Source organism: Priestia flexa NBRC 15715, assembly GCF_001591565.1.
GTDB lineage: Bacteria > Bacillota > Bacilli > Bacillales > Bacillaceae_H > Priestia > Priestia flexa.
In genome coordinates this window covers 1-14,674 of the sequence record NZ_BCVD01000105.1, presented here as the reverse complement: position 1 = coordinate 14,674, position 14,674 = coordinate 1, and the positions used below count along the sequence as shown (strand labels likewise).

Sequence of the window (14,674 nt, the reverse complement as noted above, 5' to 3'; positions counted from 1 at the left end):
TGGTTCTTCTGTACCTGGACTTACATCTACTTCTGGTGGTGGATTATTATCCTCATCTCCATTATTACACCCCAATAACGGGAAGATAGAAAGAAATACTACTGTTAATAGTCTTAACCACTTAAGATTCATTTTTACCGCCCTTTCCATTGTGATTTCTAAATTATTTTCTCCGTTTATTCTTTTTTTATTCTACCGATGATATGTCCAGGGTGGCGTGTTCTTTAAAACTAGTCCTCATTCCCTGCATATTTTTGACCATTGTGTGGCAATATACCCAAGTGATTAACAACATTGTTAACAAGGAGGATAAATAATGCAACAAATGCAGACGGGTATGGTTAATCAACAAGCACAAGCTTTAATGACGGAACCGCCTAAAATAATGTCAACAAAGGATCATCTGTATGTAAAGGATATGTTAAGCTGGAATCTACTCGCGATGAAGAAAATGCACTTTTTTGCTCAACAATGTCAAAATCCGGATGTGAAAGCAGCACTTGAACAAGCTGGACAAATGCACGATCGACACTATCAACAGCTGCTTCAACAGATGCAACAGTATTTAACTCAACCTTCACAAAATATGAATCAATAAGGAGGATACTATAGTGGGAAAAAATACTCCAAACGGGATTAAGAATCTTGAAACACCAGTTCCTAAGACGCCGCAAATGAATGATAGAGATTTTCTAAACGATGCCTTAAATACGGAAAAATATATAACTTCCTCATACTCGATTGCATTGAAAGAAGCAAGCCATGAGTCATTGTATCGTACGATTGCATCTGTTTCCCAAGAAACGCAAGACTGTCAGCGCAATCTATATAACTTAATGTTTAAAAACGGATGGTACGGTTTGGAAAAAGAAACTCCACAAAATATTCAACAATCGGTTCAGCAATTTTCTAACTACATGGAAAGTCAAGATCCATATAGAGGCAATGTAATACAATAAAGTAGAAATTCAAACAACAATAATTATGCGAGACAAAAGGTTGGTTGGATGTTAACCAACCTGTCTCTTCTTTAGAACATTCCTACAAACAAGTATTCAAAGTATAAAAGTACTCAAATCCTACCTTATAAATATTAAATAAAGGTTGTGTTAATAATGAATCAAGAAACTAAAATTGCAAATGAGCTTCAGAAAATGTTGATTGAAAATCTAATCCCTGTTTCCGTCCAGGAAGATATTAATGTACTCTCTGAAAAATTAGCCAATGGAGATATTACACTTGGTGAATTAGAAAATAAAGATCAGTTTGTAGTAGAGGTTATTCAGAAAGCAAAAAACAGAATCGGATAAAATAGGGAAACTTTGTAATATTATCTATCATGGTCTATACATAATTGCCTCATTTTCTTGAAATTTTATTGCTGTATAAATACATGTTTTTGGGCAGAAATTTTGAGGGGATCGACAAAACGTGGTTATTATACGCTAATACTTTTTCTGGAGGTTAAACACTTACCTTACTCCCTGGAGGAAAAAATCAAGGTATCATTAAATGTACATATGGAAATTTATAGGGCTTGAAACAGTTTGGGACAAAAATTTGTCCTTTTTTATATGCATTTTTTTCATCAAATTTCTTTTTAGACGACCATCCTTTTGCTTTCACCATAAGCGTTAAATACTCCCCACCTTTAAGCAGATGGGGAGTATTTGACGCTTACGTAATAAGTATACGTTTGGAATACGAAGGAATTGTTTAGATAGACATTTTCTTATGAGCGGTGAGACATTCTAAATAATTTTGTAATTAGTTTGTTTTGTCAAAGGAATTTTAACGTTGGAAATGAATTGAAACATAAGAGGTTCGTTTTACATTTTTTATATTTAACCCCAATACATTCCATAATTAACTAAATTTTAATTTATCCTATTCCAGATTCTGTCTAGATCCAAGGCAACATATATTTTTTTACCATGAATTTCCTTATGTATTATAGGATTGGAAAAATACTGATTTAAATTTTTATTAAATTGCTTATACCTAGCTCGTGGTTTTGGTCCTGAAATAGTTTCAAGATAGTCCTTATACATACTCCGTCTACCTCTTTTTTATTATTTATTAAAAAAATACAAACTGCATCAATACTCCATTTCTAAATAAAAAAGCATACCAGTCCATGCTTCTCAAAATCAAAAGGAAAATTCCCCTCGAATTGTAAAACAATTGTACTTTAATCAGTTTTTTTAAAAGTTCAACTGTCCAATTTACACTATCCTTCCTCCCTTGATTTTTTCTTGTCAAGAGTATTTTTTCCTAAAATATTATAAATATATTATTCGATTTGAATGAATAAAAATCTCTATCTTCAGACATTCTAAGAAAGGTTCCAAAGAAAAATATAGGAGGTGATATTCATGACAGTTATTAATGACGTTAAGACAGCTCTAGCGGGATTGAAAAGTGCGCAGGCTAGCTTTGAAACTTTTGCTCTCAGTACAGAGAATCAACAAGCAAAGCAACTTTACCAAGATGCCGCTAACCAAACTCAATCCGTTGTAGACAGCATTGAGCCACGTGTTCAAGAAATTGAACAAGAAGAACCTCAATACAAACAACAATAATTAATAAGGCAAAAAAAAGGTTGGTTAAGTTTTTACCAACCTTTTTTAGACCCTTCAATATTGGATAAAAAACAGAGGTGAATTCATGTTGAAGCAGATGGGGCGATTGCAGAAGATTTTGATCTTCTTCATGCCGATTTATGGCTAAAACAGGATTCCTATGAAAAGGCGCATAAAGTTCTTTTTGAAGAAGCCTGTCAAAAAGCCATGGAAAAAGGGGGGAATCCAAAAGGAACAGGTTCAGTTCATCCTCGTAGGAGACCTAATCAACCAGATTACCCCGACTAGTTTCGCAAGCCGAACGATTGGAGCTCCTTATTTTGGTTTGTTTGGTGCTTGTTCTACCTCTATGGAAGGATTGGCTCTAGGCGCCTATATTATTAATACAAAAGGAGCTAAATATTTGTTAACAGGAGCTTCTAGTCATGATACTGCTGTTGAAAAACAATTTCGTTATCCAACTGAATATGGCGGGCAAAAGCCCCCTACTGCACAATGGACCGTTACAGGTGCTGGCGCAACATTATTAAGTGACTCCGGAGAGGGGCCGCGTGTGACTTCTGCCACAATAGGACGTGTTATTGATATGGGACTGACCGATCCTTTTAATATGGGAGGAGCAATGGCACCAGCTGCGGTTGATACCATTGAAGCACACTTAACGGAACGAAACATTGATTCAACTTATTATGATTTAATCGTAACCGGAGACCTTGGTCAAATTGGACAAGAAGCGTCATTGGATTTATTTAAAAAGCATGGAACCCCTATTAGTAAAGAACAATACCAAGATTGCGGTCTCATGATCTATCGAGAGGGGCAACCAGTCCTCGCAGGAGGAAGTGGCGCAGGGTGTTCAGCAACAGTAGTGTATGGTCATTTATTAAATCGCATGAAAAAAGGTGAATTTAAAAGAATGTTAGTAGTGGCTACAGGCGCTTTATTATCACCCCTATCCTTCCAGCAAAACGAAACCATACCTTGTATCGCCCATGCGGTCTCGATTGAATACGGGGGTGGACTATAAAATGATTTATTTTTGGGCTTTTGTTGTTGATGGTTTGATTTGTGTAATCGGGCAAATTATGTTTGACGTATTTAAACTGACACCGGGACATACCTTAAGTACCCTTGTAGTGGTCGGTGCCATTTTAGATGGGGTAGGTTTATATGAACCCTTAATTGATTTTGCTGGGGCTGGAGCTACCGTACCCATTACAAGCTTTGGGAATGCACTTGTACATGGTGCCATGCAAGAAGCTGAACAACACGGCTTAGTTGGCATTCTTACAGGGGTGTTCGAAGTAACAAGTGCCGGTATTTCAGCTGCCATTATATTCGGTATGTTAGGGTCGTTGATTTTTAAACCAAAAGGATAAAGAGAATACTGAATGACTATTGCATCAAATGTAAAGCTGTCTCTTGCCAGTCTTAAAGGCGTAGAAGCCGATTTATCTAGTTTAGCACTCCGCACCGAGGATACCGAATCGAAGCGTTCGTTACATGAAACGATTATGATTGTGCATGAAGTTGTGACGGATTTAAAAAAACGCGTTGGAGAAATAGAACGAGAGGAATTGCAGTATAAAGGATTTTAAGATAGGAGGGTCTATTAATGCCTCTTTGGCTAAATGTTGTCTCACGAGTTATTTTGTTTATGATTATTCTGTTTTTTATCACAAAATTTCTAGGCAAAAAGCAACTATCCCAACTTTCCTTCTTCGAATATGTAACAGGTATTACAATGGGAGGAATTGCAGCAATCGTTATCCTTGAAGTAAGACATAGTATCATTATAGGAGGATTAGCCATTCTAGTTATGGCAGCTATACCATATATAGTTGGTCTTATTGCTTTAAAAAGTAAAAAATTCCGTGATTTTATAGAAGGGAAACCAACTGTCTTTATTAAAGATGGAAAAATTATGGAAGATAACTTAAAAAAGGAAAGATACACAACAGATGAATTACTAGAATTACTCCGAAAAAAGGATGTTTACCAGGTTTCTGATGTAGAATTCGCGATATTAGAAGCAACCGGTGATTTTTCTGTCATGTTGAAAAAAGAAAATCAACCTTTAACAGCAAAGGATGTAAACTTATCGGTTGCATCAATCAAGGAGCCTCAAACCGTCATTATGGATGGCGAAGTATTGGATGAACCACTTTCGACAATTGGACGAAGTCGAGCTTGGTTACATATCGAATTGGAAAAACTGGGGGTAACGATTGAAAATGTTTTTCTTGGACAGGTAAATTCTTATGGAGAGTTAACGGTTGATCTATTTGACGATAAATTACAAGTGGCATCTCCTCAAGAAAGAGCTTTAATTCTTTCGAGCATGAAAAAATGTCAAGCGGATTTAGAGATGTTTGCTCTTGGAACAGAAGTAAAGGAAGCAAAGGAAATGTTTACTAAAAATAGTGAAAAATTACAAGAAGCCATTGATAAAGTATTTCCAATTTTAAAAGGATAATCGTTTTATTTCATTGTGATGTACCTTTTTCGATTTTGGTCGTAATAATAGATGGATGTTTGGAAATAGACGTAAAAATAGAGGCATGATGCTTACAATTTGCCTAATAAAAATTTTAGATCTTAAATTTTTGATTCATTGCATCTACATTTAAATGAGGATAAATAAAACCCTTAGTCCCAATTTTGGACTAAGGGAGAACTTTCTTTACGAGGTGTTCAAAGTGTTCTTTTTTTAGTTAAATCAATTTTTATATATATTGTGATTAATGGAGCCGTGAAAATTTTAGGGAAATCGGCAATTGCACAGCTTACCCCTGACGATTTTGGGGCCATTCTTCAAGAATTACAGAACGATCAACTCATTCCCAATCTTAGCCTACTTCTGAAATATAATGCTTGTACATATAATAAGGTAAACAAATGATAAAAGGTGATTTATATTTTTCAAAAAGTAGCAGCTATTCTTATAGGCAGTTTACTAATAAGCATTGGAATAAACGGTTTTTTAGTTCCCCATCATTTATTAGATGGAGGGGTTACAGGAATTGCTCTTATACTACATTATTACTTTAGTTTTCCAACAGGTTTAGCAATGTTCCTTTTAAGCATTCCTCTAAGTATATATGCATGGATCTATGAACGAACATTCTTTTATAATAGCTTTCTAGGTTTGATTGTTTCTTCTATACTCATTGATTGGTTAGCGCCTTTAAGAAATCAATTTTCGCTTCCTACTTTTACGAGTTCGTTATTAGGAGGAGTATTCATTGGTATAGGGGTGGGAATCATGCTTCGATATAAGGCAAGTACTGGAGGAACAGACCTGTTAGCTCAATTTATTTCAGAATCTTTTTCTGTAAATATAGGGATTTTTATTTTGATGATTGATGGCCTTATCGTAATAGCAGCGTTTAATACGTTAGGACTAAAAGTATTTCTTTTTTCTTGCTTAACTATATGTATCGTAGGAATAATTACTTCATTGATCGCTAGACCATCGAATATAACTATTTGAAATAACTGTAGCTTTAAGCGAAAAAAAGGTGTTTGGATGGAGTCTCTTTCACCCCTCTAAGAAACCAATCCATAGAATAACACACTTTAAATCTACATTTGAGACAAATGCCTAGTTCTTGGGGCATAAGCGGAACATCGAAGAACATAATAGAGGGATTTTTTTGAAAGTGATATCCATATCATAAAAGTATATAATCCCTGGCCAAATCGCATGGTGTTAAGCTGGAAAACAATGTAAGTTTTGCTTTAAAAAGTGTTCTTTCAAATTGAAATACAACCGTTTCGCCCCTGACACAAAGCAAATGGAGCGTTTACAAGCCAGTATTAGTAGATGAAAATGATACTTTTATTAGCTCTTAGTTTTATGATTAATTGATGACTAAAAAACCTGAAAATCAAATAGATCTTCAGGTTTTTTTGTTATTCTTTTTTTTCATCTTCAATAACTTTAAAAGCTTTGTCATCTTTTTTCTCTTCGCTATCTAATCCAATGCTCTTATAGTACTCAGAACATTTAACGTTGATTCTTATAACATGTGTTAGGTAACGGTGGAGATATGGGGGTGCTCATATTCTACTTCGATTTCCTTCCTGGTCCGAATATCTGTTCTTGGTAGTGCTACGAAATTTTTGTAAAATTCCTGTTTGGGTATTTCTAAATTAAAAGCCATTTGGATAAGTTCAATTATCAAGTTCTTCTACTGTGTCATTTTCCTGACCTAGTATTTCTATTCCCCTATCAAAGTTAGAGGACAACTCACCTATCTTCCTCACATCAGATTCAACTTCTTCTTTACAAGGTTGTGATTCTCTATATAACAGTTTATACTGATCATACAGGTTTTGAGCTTTCTGATAGTGATCAAAGTCTTCTTTTAAATCTGCCTGTAATTTTCCTTTTAATTCGTTATATGATTCTTCCCATTCCTCCAAACTTTTTAGATCAAATTGTTTTGAAAACCTCGGTTTCATTCTTTCCCAATCGGAATAAGTATCATTGCACCAATCTAATAACTTTTCAAGATATTGTTTTTGTTCTTTTTCCATTCATATCCCTCACTTAGTTAAATTTATTTTTAATATTCTTTCAAAAAATTAATAAAGCATTTTGGGCAGTATCTCCGATTAAGACGAAACCAATCGTTTGGTACCACAAAAGTTGACTTTTCCAGGAATAATATTCAAAACAAATGCACATCTCTATGTTTTCCTTCAAATAAATAACTCCCCATTATAATTTCATCTTCGTGAAGACCTTTAGCCTATATTACGTACGATTTTTGTCCTAGGTGTAGGCGTTTTCGTTATAATTTCTTTTTTTGGGCTAAATTACCAAAAGTAACATTTGCTTGGAGACAACATACATTTAGGTAGATGCCTCTCTTTTTATAACAAACAGGCAAGATATTAAAGCTGATAATAAAAAGAAACCCTTGAATCAAACAAGGGTTTCTCGTGATTTATTATATAAACAATAACATGAATGTAGGCTTTTTTTCATATTATATTTTTGGGGTGATAAAATGCCAAGAGTAAATTATCGAAGTCATGAAGTAGACGAAATGGCAAGGCTGATGAGAGCAGAGGCCGAAGGTGAAGGAAAACAAGGTATGTTATATGTTGGAAATGTAATAGTGAATCGTGCAGTAGCAACCTGTTTAGACTTCAAAGATGTAAGATCGATTCATGATGTAATATTTCAAATTCAAGGAGGAAATTATTCTTTTGAAGCAGTTCAAAAAGGAAATGTTTTTTATCAAAGAGCAAGAACATCTGAAAGAAGATTAGCAATCAAAAATTTGAATTATTGGAGAAATCACCCAGCGAAATATGCACTATGGTATTTTAATCCAACGGAGCCTGGGTGTCCTCCTACATGGTACGATCAACCTTTTTCTGGTCAATTTAAAGAACATTGTTTTTATGAACCAAAACCTGGAACATGTGATAGTGTTTATAGAGGTTAACCTTACTCTTTGAGTAAGTTTTTTGTGCGACGGGATAAGGTTGGCGACTTTTCGAAAAGTGAGGAAGCCCACTCTTTAGGCATTTTCTTTAGAAGTCAGAACGAGAAAATGTGACTTATAACGTGATGGTGCAGGGTATGCTTAGAAGGGAAATGTGATGACCCCGTGAGGACTCCACCTTACAGAACAGGGAGGGTTCTAGTCTATAAGGGTAATCCGAAATGATAAAGAACTGGTGGAGTAGTCAGACATTCTCATAGTACGGAAGTAACTTGATGAGACAAATCATATTTGCTTATCCTCATGGAGGAGGAGCCTATGTTGTTTCAAAGAATAATTTAGGAGTAAATCCAGGCTTAATTGCTGGAGGCTCTCTCTTGGTAGACTATATTCTTACTGTTGCGGTAAGTGTGTCCGCTGGTACAGATGCTATTACATCAGCATTTCCCAATTTACATGACTATAATGTGGAAATCGCTATAGTATTTGTGATTTTTCTTACCCTTTTGAATTTGAGAGGAGTAACGGAGTTCGCTTCCATATTAGCCTATCCAGTATACTTATTCGTATTGGCCCTGTTCATTTTAATTGGAGTTGGTATTTTCAACATTGTAACGGGAGGGCTTTCGCCTGAATTACACACCCCTATTAGTACTCCTGTTGCAGGAGTCAGTTTGTTTATCCTTTTAAGGCATTTGCTTCAGGAAGTTCAGCATTAACAGGAGTTGAGGCAATTTCCAATGCAATTCCTAACTTCAAAGATCCAGCACCAAACAACGCTGCTAAAACCTTAGTAATGATGGGGTTATTGTTGGCAATTCTTTTTTCTGGGATTGTTACGCTAGCTTATTTTTATGGTATCGCCCCTAGGGTCGAGGTGACTGCAGTATCACAAATTGCAGAGGGAATTTTCGGTCGAAACTTTATGTATTACTTTATCCAAGGAACTACAGCTATGATTTTAATCCTTGCAGCAAATACTGGATATTCCGCATTTCCTTTGCTTGCCGTTAATCTAGCTAAAGATAAGTTTATTCCAAGGATGTTCCTTATAAGAGGGGACCGATTAGGATATTCAGTTGCCAGCATGCATTAGAAGAATTTACAGCGGGTAATACTCTTTCGCAGGAGGTTTTTTTCGGAATAAGTTTCATATTTGCCATGTACTTCGGGTTGATGTTTTCTTTAACAATATAAGCTATATAAAATAGATTAAAAGGTTCTCTTCCGTAACCATTCGTGGGGTAGGAGAGGATGCGAAATACCGTAATTAAGCGTATAAACAAAATATATATAATTTATTTTGTTTAATTAGAGCCCCTTTGGATAGTAGTACAAAGGGGTTTTTTCCTTAAAGTATAACTGTTTTTGTTAATTACATAATATTGGTTCTTTGGTTGGTTGAATGCAACATTTGTCATTGTTATAATTTTTTAAAAAAATTTCAATAAAAATGTCTAGTAAAGTAAATTTAATCACCTATATATAATGAGATATTTAGTCATAGTATAAGGATGATTTATTGAAAATGGGAATTGTTGCAGATATTAATAATTTTTTTCTTGGAATTGGATCATTTGCTGAAACAATTATTGATGGAACAAAACACATTGAAAAAAAGGTATCCAATGCTTTAAATATTGTTCAAGAATGGGTTGGTACATTTAATGTTAATAATGTTGTAGATTCTATTGCAAATCACCCATGGATTAATGACCACGAGAACATAATGGCTGTAAAGTTAGTAAAAGCCTCTTTTAAGGAAGGCGATTTAGAAATAATCGATTGGTATTTAGGCAACCTAGGTTTAAAACCAAGCAATTATAGCAGACAAGCATTGTGGTGGAATATTGAACACTGGGACGCATGGGAGAAAAAAGAACCTGATGAAATTAATAAGTACCTCCGTGTTGCTGTTTATAAAGAAGCAGAAAGAATAAAATGGGATGGTGTGAAAAGAGATAAATTAGAGCAGAAATATAAGGTGGTTTATGGGGATGTGCTGTTCAATTTTCTTGAAAATAATAGGTTTAAAAACCCGGAGGTTGCTATTTTACAAGAGGAAGAAAGGCAAATACGAGAGAAAGATAAGAAAATCAGGCTCAAACTTATTCTAGATTTACGGGAAAGTGGTTCTCCCCGCGAAAAAGAAATAATTGATTTACTCCTAGCCAGCTTTACCCCTGCAGAGTGTTTGAAGGCACTGGGTGAGAAATGGTCACTTTATCAATCGATACAAAGAAAATTAAAAACAAAATTAAGAAAATTTCATAAAAAACGTCTAGTAATCTGATTTTTAACACCTATATATATTGAGAAGAAACCGTTCATTGTGAGCGGTTTTTTTATTTTTAGTAAAGAGGTGATAAAAGTGGCATTGATTGAAGCGGTTTTAACTTATTACCCTAAAGGGATTGGTGATCAATCTGGTCAAGTGATTATTGGACGAACAGAAAATACTTATATTTTGCGGTTGTTACGGGATCACATTGTATCTGAAGCAATGGAAGAAGTAAATATGTGGGAATCAATTGATCCTGGCATAGCTGCGGTGTGTCAAGCAGACGTTCAAAAATTAATTAATATCTTTTCCTTCCTTATTCCAGAGGAAGAATTAAAACCTTACCTAAAGAGCATAAAGGGTGGCTATAAAGATGAAGGGTAGGTGTTAATAATTGGAAAACTTTTGGTAGAGGAACCTCCTTTAATTGTTTTACCTACATTAGCAAAAAGTATTGGTCTTAATGAGGCTATATTCTTGCAACAGATCCATTATTGGTTACAAAGAAGTAATCACGTTATTAGCGGAAGAAAATGTATTTACAACAGCTATCCAGATTGGGAAAAGCAATTTCCATTTTGGTCCAAGCGTACATTGATTCGAATTATAAAGTCATTAGACGATCAGGGGTTAATTACTATTGGTCAATTTAACAAATATAAAGCTGATAAAACCAATTGGTACACGATTAATTATGAAAAGGTGTATTCCATAGTGACAACCTGTCACCATGGTAGTGACAATCTGTCAGTAGCAATACCAGAGACTACTACACATAAAAAGAAATATGCAAGTAGTGTTCACCTTTTTAATACTGAGTATGAAGAGCTAATAGAAAAGTATGGCCCCGAAAAGACCAACGAAGTGATCGAACTTCTAAATAATTATAAAGAAGCTCACGGGAAAAAGTATAAATCTGATTATCATGCCATCCTTCAATGGGTTGCACAGGAAGTGACAGGCAACAAAAAGAGGCTTGAAAGGCACGAAAAAGAAATAGATTTCCGGCAACGGGAAATAGCCTTAAATCGATGGATAGAAGAAGGGAATGATCCAAATGATATTACCTACTAGCCAAACATACTCGCTCGAAGCAGAGACGTCAGTACTTGGAGCAGTTTTATATGATCCGGATATAATCGACGGAGTTGTCCCTAAATTGGAAGAACGTGATTTCTATAATGCTGCACACCGTCATATATGGAATGGGATTTTGAATCTTTATCGAAAAAATAAACCCATTGATGTAGTGACCGTTTCTGAACAGCTAAATCAAAAAGGGATATTACAGGATGTTGGTGGTGTTAGCTATCTTACACAATTAGCTGACTCAGTACCTACTACAGCGAATACCATCTATTATTGTGATTTGGTAAAATCCAAAGCCTTGCGTAGGCGAGGCATTGAAGCAGCAGAAAAAATAAGATATTTATCGGAGGAACAGGAATTTGAAGATGATGAGACATTTTTGACAGAGGTAGAAAATCAGGCTTTAAAAATCAGACCCAAAGTTTCAGGTAATTTGAAGCATTTAAGTGAAAGCCGCTATGATTACTTGGAATATTTACTTGAAAAGGATGATTTCATCTATACCGGGTTTAAAAGGTTTGACAAATGGATGGGAGGAATAGGTCGTGGGTGGCTTTATATTCTTGCTGCAAGACCAAGTGTAGGTAAAACCGCAAAAGCAATACAAATGGGTTTAGGCATTGCTAAACAAGGTATAGGAAATGTTCTCTTCTTTTCTCAGGAAATGACACGAAATCAATTGTTTAATAGAATGATATCTTCATTAACGCTAATCCCTGCCAACAAGATAAGACGTAAGGAATTATCGGTAGAAGAACTTGGGGAAGTTGAGGACGCATTCAAAAAATTAGAAAACCTCCCCTTATTTATAGAAGACGCAAGTAATATCAGCATCCATGAGGTGCGTTCCAAAGCTAATCAAATAAGAAGGAAATATGGAGATTTATCAGCAATCATTGTTGATTACTTAACAATAATGAATATCCCACAATCACCTGGACAAACCCGTTCTCATGCTGTTGGTGAAGTGACACGGACAGCAAAGAAAATTGCTATTGAATTAAACGTACCTTTTATTATGTTAGCACAGCTGAGTAGAGAAGGTGCCAAATCCTTGGAGCCAAGGCTAGACCATCTACGGGATTCGGGAGAAATAGAACAGGATGCTGATGTAGTGGAGTTATTGTGGCATGACCCTAATGATTATCATCGAGAAGGAAAAGTTATCCAAAGCATAATTGCCAAAGGTAGGGATGTTGGTATTAATAAATTTCGGTATTTATTTAAAGGCTGGTGCCAGAAGTTTGAAGAACCGGAAGGATAAGTTCGGAAATAATTGGGGGCAGATTCCAAAAATTCATATAAAACGGTGGTGGAAATATGATTCAGTATCGATTGTATGAATGGCTTAAAAATGAATATATCCAACATGGAGCCATTTATGATATGCAGCATGTAAAGGACAAATATAAGAATTTGGGATTAAGTGATAAAGAAATTATCGATGGTTATGTTGATTTTTATTATTTTGCTTTATCCAATTTGCGAAATATTTATGGGTAGTGCAATGACATGGCAATCATTCAATCTATTTGGAGTCATACAAAATAAAGGAGAGAAAAACGATGATAAAAGTAGCGAAAATAGACCAAAAAGAGCAGTTCATCGAGTTACGAGCAAAGGGTGTTTCCTATGATGAAATATCAAAGGGTATCGGGGTTAGCAAGCCCACATTGATTAAATGGGGCAGGGATTTGCAGCTGGAAATCAGCAATCGTTATGCGTTGGAATTGGAGCTGCTTCAAGAAAAGTATTATGTTTCAAAGAAAAAGAGAATTGAGTTATTTGGGGAGCAGTTAGTCCGTTTAATAGAAGAATTGGCAAATCGGGATTTATCCGAAATTCCAACAGAAAAACTCTATGATATGACCATGAAAACCGCTGCTAGTTTAAAACAAGAAGAAACCCAAATCACTTTAAAAGAAGTGGGCAGCATGGAAGATACATTGGATGATTTGTTGAACAAGTCTGCTTATATCGAGTGGAAACCATAACATTAATGGGTAATTGTTCACGATCGTAGCGAGCTACTTTACTAAAAGTTAACCGCCAGTTAACCGAAAAGGAGGGTTTCATCATTATGAAGCCTCTATATGAGCGACAGGAAGGCGAAAGTAAACAAGCCTTTGAGGGCTTTACTATTTATAGAAATTTAGGGCTTACAAGAAAGCTTAAGGATGTTGGGAAAAAACTAGGTAAAAATCACTCTTTGGTTAAACACTGGTCATCTCAACATAACTGGGTGGAACGTGCTGAGGCATTTGATGAAGAGATGGACAAGCGGGCTATTTTGGAGAATGCTCAACTGCGAAAACAGATGATTAAAGAGCATGCCGAAGTTTCCAGAAAGTTGCTTCTTAAGGTAAAAGCCGCAGTAGAACACATTAGGCCTGAAACATTATCACCTTATGAAATTCAAAACTACTGGAAATTTCAGTGAAGGTTGAGCGGTTGAGTCGTGGCCAAAGTACCGATATATCTGAAATCAGCCATAGTGGGGAAATCACCGACAAGGTTGATGAACAGGATATTTTCAAGCGGGTTGACCAATATGCGGAACTCTACAAACAGATTGCAGATCAAGGAACAGCCTAAAAAACAAGTGTACTCGAAGTGTACCAAACGAGAGGGTGAAGGGGCTATATCAATGAATATTATGAAGTTGGAGAATGCACCGTTATTCTTACATCAGAGGAAATTAACAACTTCTACAAAAGGATATTGATATCTTTAAAACGGCTTTAAAACGAGGGAAGTATTTTTATAGAAATCGAGTGCAGCAAGAACGTGAAGCGACCAAATTTCAGAGAGAACAGATGGTGAACCCGAAACTTCAGAGGATTACTGATAATTAATGGAAGTAATTTGAATGATCAATTTAGAATGAACTTCTCCAAGATGTTGTTATGTTCCGACTGGATCCATTGGGAGGAGAAATAATAAGTGATTAAACATCAAAAAAATACGTTGTCAACAAGACAAAACCCTCTCGCATATTTTATAACGAGGTGATTTCATCGTGAAAGTAAAATATGGTGAAAGAGGAACTTTTGATCCGGTGAAAGCAGCCAAGGGACTAATTGAATTGTATAATAAAATTAACAATCCAAATGTTCAAGATAAACAAGCAAAAGATAAAGCAAAAGATAAAACAAATTAAACCCGTGTGCCACTTTAGGTATACGGGTTTAATTTTTTATTTAAAAGAAGAAGATACCCTTATTAGTAAAGGTTGAATCATCGAATAAAAATAGAAATTT

General features: G+C 35.4%; 19 protein-coding genes and 2 pseudogenes. 20 read left to right on the top strand and 1 reads right to left on the bottom strand.

Annotated features, from left to right (window positions below; translation table 11 throughout):
• Positions 1–316 precede the first annotated feature (316 nt).
• The 9 genes and pseudogenes from BFL01S_RS15490 to BFL01S_RS15445 all read left to right on the top strand — a co-directional run bounded on the left by BFL01S_RS15490 (position 317) and on the right by BFL01S_RS15445 (position 6,075).
• Positions 317–598, top strand: a complete 282-nt coding sequence (locus BFL01S_RS15490; RefSeq protein WP_025910021.1) for a hypothetical protein — start codon at positions 317–319, stop codon at positions 596–598.
• Positions 599–611: 13 nt separating this feature from the next.
• On the top strand, positions 612–959 hold the full coding sequence (locus BFL01S_RS15485; RefSeq protein WP_235859245.1) for a spore coat protein: 348 nt from the start codon (positions 612–614) through the stop codon (positions 957–959).
• A gap of 156 nt (positions 960–1,115) precedes the next feature.
• Positions 1,116–1,310 (top strand): hypothetical protein, encoded by a 195-nt coding sequence (locus BFL01S_RS15480; protein WP_061786220.1) that lies wholly within the window; start codon positions 1,116–1,118, stop codon positions 1,308–1,310.
• Positions 1,311–2,375: 1,065 nt separating this feature from the next.
• Entirely contained in the window at positions 2,376–2,582 is a 207-nt protein-coding gene (locus tag BFL01S_RS15470) for a DUF1657 domain-containing protein (protein ID WP_025910027.1), read from the top strand.
• Between the two features lie 90 nt (positions 2,583–2,672).
• Positions 2,673–3,609, top strand: a pseudogene (gene spoVAD, locus BFL01S_RS15465) (stage V sporulation protein AD); the annotation flags it as partial.
• Between the two features lies 1 nt (position 3,610).
• A complete protein-coding gene (gene spoVAE, locus BFL01S_RS15460; protein ID WP_025910029.1) occupies positions 3,611–3,961 on the top strand; it encodes a stage V sporulation protein AE in 351 nt (116 codons plus the stop codon).
• Between the two features lie 12 nt (positions 3,962–3,973).
• On the top strand, positions 3,974–4,180 hold the full coding sequence (locus BFL01S_RS15455) for a DUF1657 domain-containing protein (RefSeq protein ID WP_061786218.1): 207 nt from the start codon (positions 3,974–3,976) through the stop codon (positions 4,178–4,180).
• Positions 4,181–4,197: 17 nt separating this feature from the next.
• Positions 4,198–5,058, top strand: coding sequence for a DUF421 domain-containing protein (locus BFL01S_RS15450; RefSeq protein WP_061786217.1), 861 nt, complete (start codon positions 4,198–4,200; stop codon positions 5,056–5,058).
• 432 nt (positions 5,059–5,490) lie between these two features.
• Positions 5,491–6,075: a YitT family protein gene (locus BFL01S_RS15445; RefSeq protein WP_231882753.1), complete on the top strand. Its 585-nt coding sequence runs from the start codon at positions 5,491–5,493 to the stop codon at positions 6,073–6,075.
• A gap of 683 nt (positions 6,076–6,758) precedes the next feature.
• Here the strand turns inward: BFL01S_RS15445 and BFL01S_RS15440 are convergent.
• The gene (locus BFL01S_RS15440) at positions 6,759–7,124 is read right to left on the bottom strand and encodes a hypothetical protein (RefSeq protein WP_025910033.1); all 366 of its coding nucleotides are present in this window, start codon (positions 7,122–7,124) and stop codon (positions 6,759–6,761) included.
• Between the two features lie 476 nt (positions 7,125–7,600).
• Here BFL01S_RS15440 and BFL01S_RS15435 point away from each other — a divergent pair, with 476 nt between their 5' ends.
• The 11 genes and pseudogenes from BFL01S_RS15435 to BFL01S_RS20500 all read left to right on the top strand — a co-directional run bounded on the left by BFL01S_RS15435 (position 7,601) and on the right by BFL01S_RS20500 (position 14,574).
• Positions 7,601–8,044, top strand: a complete 444-nt coding sequence (locus BFL01S_RS15435) for a cell wall hydrolase (protein WP_061786216.1) — start codon at positions 7,601–7,603, stop codon at positions 8,042–8,044.
• Between the two features lie 275 nt (positions 8,045–8,319).
• Positions 8,320–9,122, top strand: a pseudogene (locus BFL01S_RS15430) (APC family permease); the annotation flags it as partial.
• A gap of 450 nt (positions 9,123–9,572) precedes the next feature.
• Positions 9,573–10,337 carry a hypothetical protein gene (locus BFL01S_RS15425; RefSeq protein ID WP_061786215.1) on the top strand — a complete coding sequence of 255 codons (765 nt, stop codon included), beginning with the start codon at positions 9,573–9,575 and terminating at the stop codon, positions 10,335–10,337.
• 78 nt (positions 10,338–10,415) lie between these two features.
• The gene (locus tag BFL01S_RS15420) at positions 10,416–10,709 is read left to right on the top strand and encodes a hypothetical protein (protein ID WP_061786214.1); all 294 of its coding nucleotides are present in this window, start codon (positions 10,416–10,418) and stop codon (positions 10,707–10,709) included.
• Positions 10,710–11,399 (top strand): acetolactate synthase large subunit family protein, encoded by a 690-nt coding sequence (locus tag BFL01S_RS15415; protein WP_061786213.1) that lies wholly within the window; start codon positions 10,710–10,712, stop codon positions 11,397–11,399. It begins immediately after the preceding gene.
• Complete coding sequence (locus BFL01S_RS15410; RefSeq protein WP_235859244.1) at positions 11,374–12,678, top strand: replicative DNA helicase; 1,305 nt, start codon at positions 11,374–11,376, stop codon at positions 12,676–12,678. The genes BFL01S_RS15415 and BFL01S_RS15410 overlap by 26 nt, the downstream gene beginning before the upstream one ends.
• A gap of 56 nt (positions 12,679–12,734) precedes the next feature.
• Positions 12,735–12,917, top strand: a complete 183-nt coding sequence (locus tag BFL01S_RS15405) for a hypothetical protein (protein WP_061786211.1) — start codon at positions 12,735–12,737, stop codon at positions 12,915–12,917.
• Between the two features lie 62 nt (positions 12,918–12,979).
• Positions 12,980–13,408 carry a COG3415 family protein gene (locus BFL01S_RS15400; RefSeq protein WP_061786210.1) on the top strand — a complete coding sequence of 143 codons (429 nt, stop codon included), beginning with the start codon at positions 12,980–12,982 and terminating at the stop codon, positions 13,406–13,408.
• Positions 13,409–13,494: 86 nt separating this feature from the next.
• Positions 13,495–13,854, top strand: coding sequence for a phage terminase small subunit-related protein (locus BFL01S_RS15395; protein ID WP_061786209.1), 360 nt, complete (start codon positions 13,495–13,497; stop codon positions 13,852–13,854).
• Positions 13,851–14,009: a hypothetical protein gene (locus tag BFL01S_RS20505; protein ID WP_156474938.1), complete on the top strand. Its 159-nt coding sequence runs from the start codon at positions 13,851–13,853 to the stop codon at positions 14,007–14,009. Before BFL01S_RS15395 ends, BFL01S_RS20505 begins: the two co-directional genes overlap by 4 nt.
• Positions 14,010–14,433: 424 nt before the next feature.
• The gene (locus BFL01S_RS20500) at positions 14,434–14,574 is read left to right on the top strand and encodes a hypothetical protein (protein WP_156474937.1); all 141 of its coding nucleotides are present in this window, start codon (positions 14,434–14,436) and stop codon (positions 14,572–14,574) included.
• Positions 14,575–14,674 lie beyond the last annotated feature (100 nt).

What these genes read in the sequence shown, in the direction of transcription:
- BFL01S_RS15490 (WP_025910021.1), top strand. Translation starts at nt 317, where the DNA reads ATGCAACAAATGCAGACGGGTATGGTTAATCAACAAGCACAAGCTTTA.
- BFL01S_RS15480 (WP_061786220.1), top strand. Translation starts at nt 1,116, where the DNA reads ATGAATCAAGAAACTAAAATTGCAAATGAGCTTCAGAAAATGTTGATT.
- BFL01S_RS15470 (WP_025910027.1), top strand. Translation starts at nt 2,376, where the DNA reads ATGACAGTTATTAATGACGTTAAGACAGCTCTAGCGGGATTGAAAAGT.
- spoVAE (WP_025910029.1), top strand. Translation starts at nt 3,611, where the DNA reads ATGATTTATTTTTGGGCTTTTGTTGTTGATGGTTTGATTTGTGTAATC.
- BFL01S_RS15455 (WP_061786218.1), top strand. Translation starts at nt 3,974, where the DNA reads ATGACTATTGCATCAAATGTAAAGCTGTCTCTTGCCAGTCTTAAAGGC.
- BFL01S_RS15450 (WP_061786217.1), top strand. Translation starts at nt 4,198, where the DNA reads ATGCCTCTTTGGCTAAATGTTGTCTCACGAGTTATTTTGTTTATGATT.
- BFL01S_RS15440 (WP_025910033.1), bottom strand. Translation starts at nt 7,124, where the DNA reads ATGGAAAAAGAACAAAAACAATATCTTGAAAAGTTATTAGATTGGTGC.
- BFL01S_RS15435 (WP_061786216.1), top strand. Translation starts at nt 7,601, where the DNA reads ATGCCAAGAGTAAATTATCGAAGTCATGAAGTAGACGAAATGGCAAGG.
- BFL01S_RS15425 (WP_061786215.1), top strand. Translation starts at nt 9,573, where the DNA reads ATGGGAATTGTTGCAGATATTAATAATTTTTTTCTTGGAATTGGATCA.
- BFL01S_RS15410 (WP_235859244.1), top strand. Translation starts at nt 11,374, where the DNA reads ATGATCCAAATGATATTACCTACTAGCCAAACATACTCGCTCGAAGCA.
- BFL01S_RS15405 (WP_061786211.1), top strand. Translation starts at nt 12,735, where the DNA reads ATGATTCAGTATCGATTGTATGAATGGCTTAAAAATGAATATATCCAA.
- BFL01S_RS15400 (WP_061786210.1), top strand. Translation starts at nt 12,980, where the DNA reads ATGATAAAAGTAGCGAAAATAGACCAAAAAGAGCAGTTCATCGAGTTA.
- BFL01S_RS15395 (WP_061786209.1), top strand. Translation starts at nt 13,495, where the DNA reads ATGAAGCCTCTATATGAGCGACAGGAAGGCGAAAGTAAACAAGCCTTT.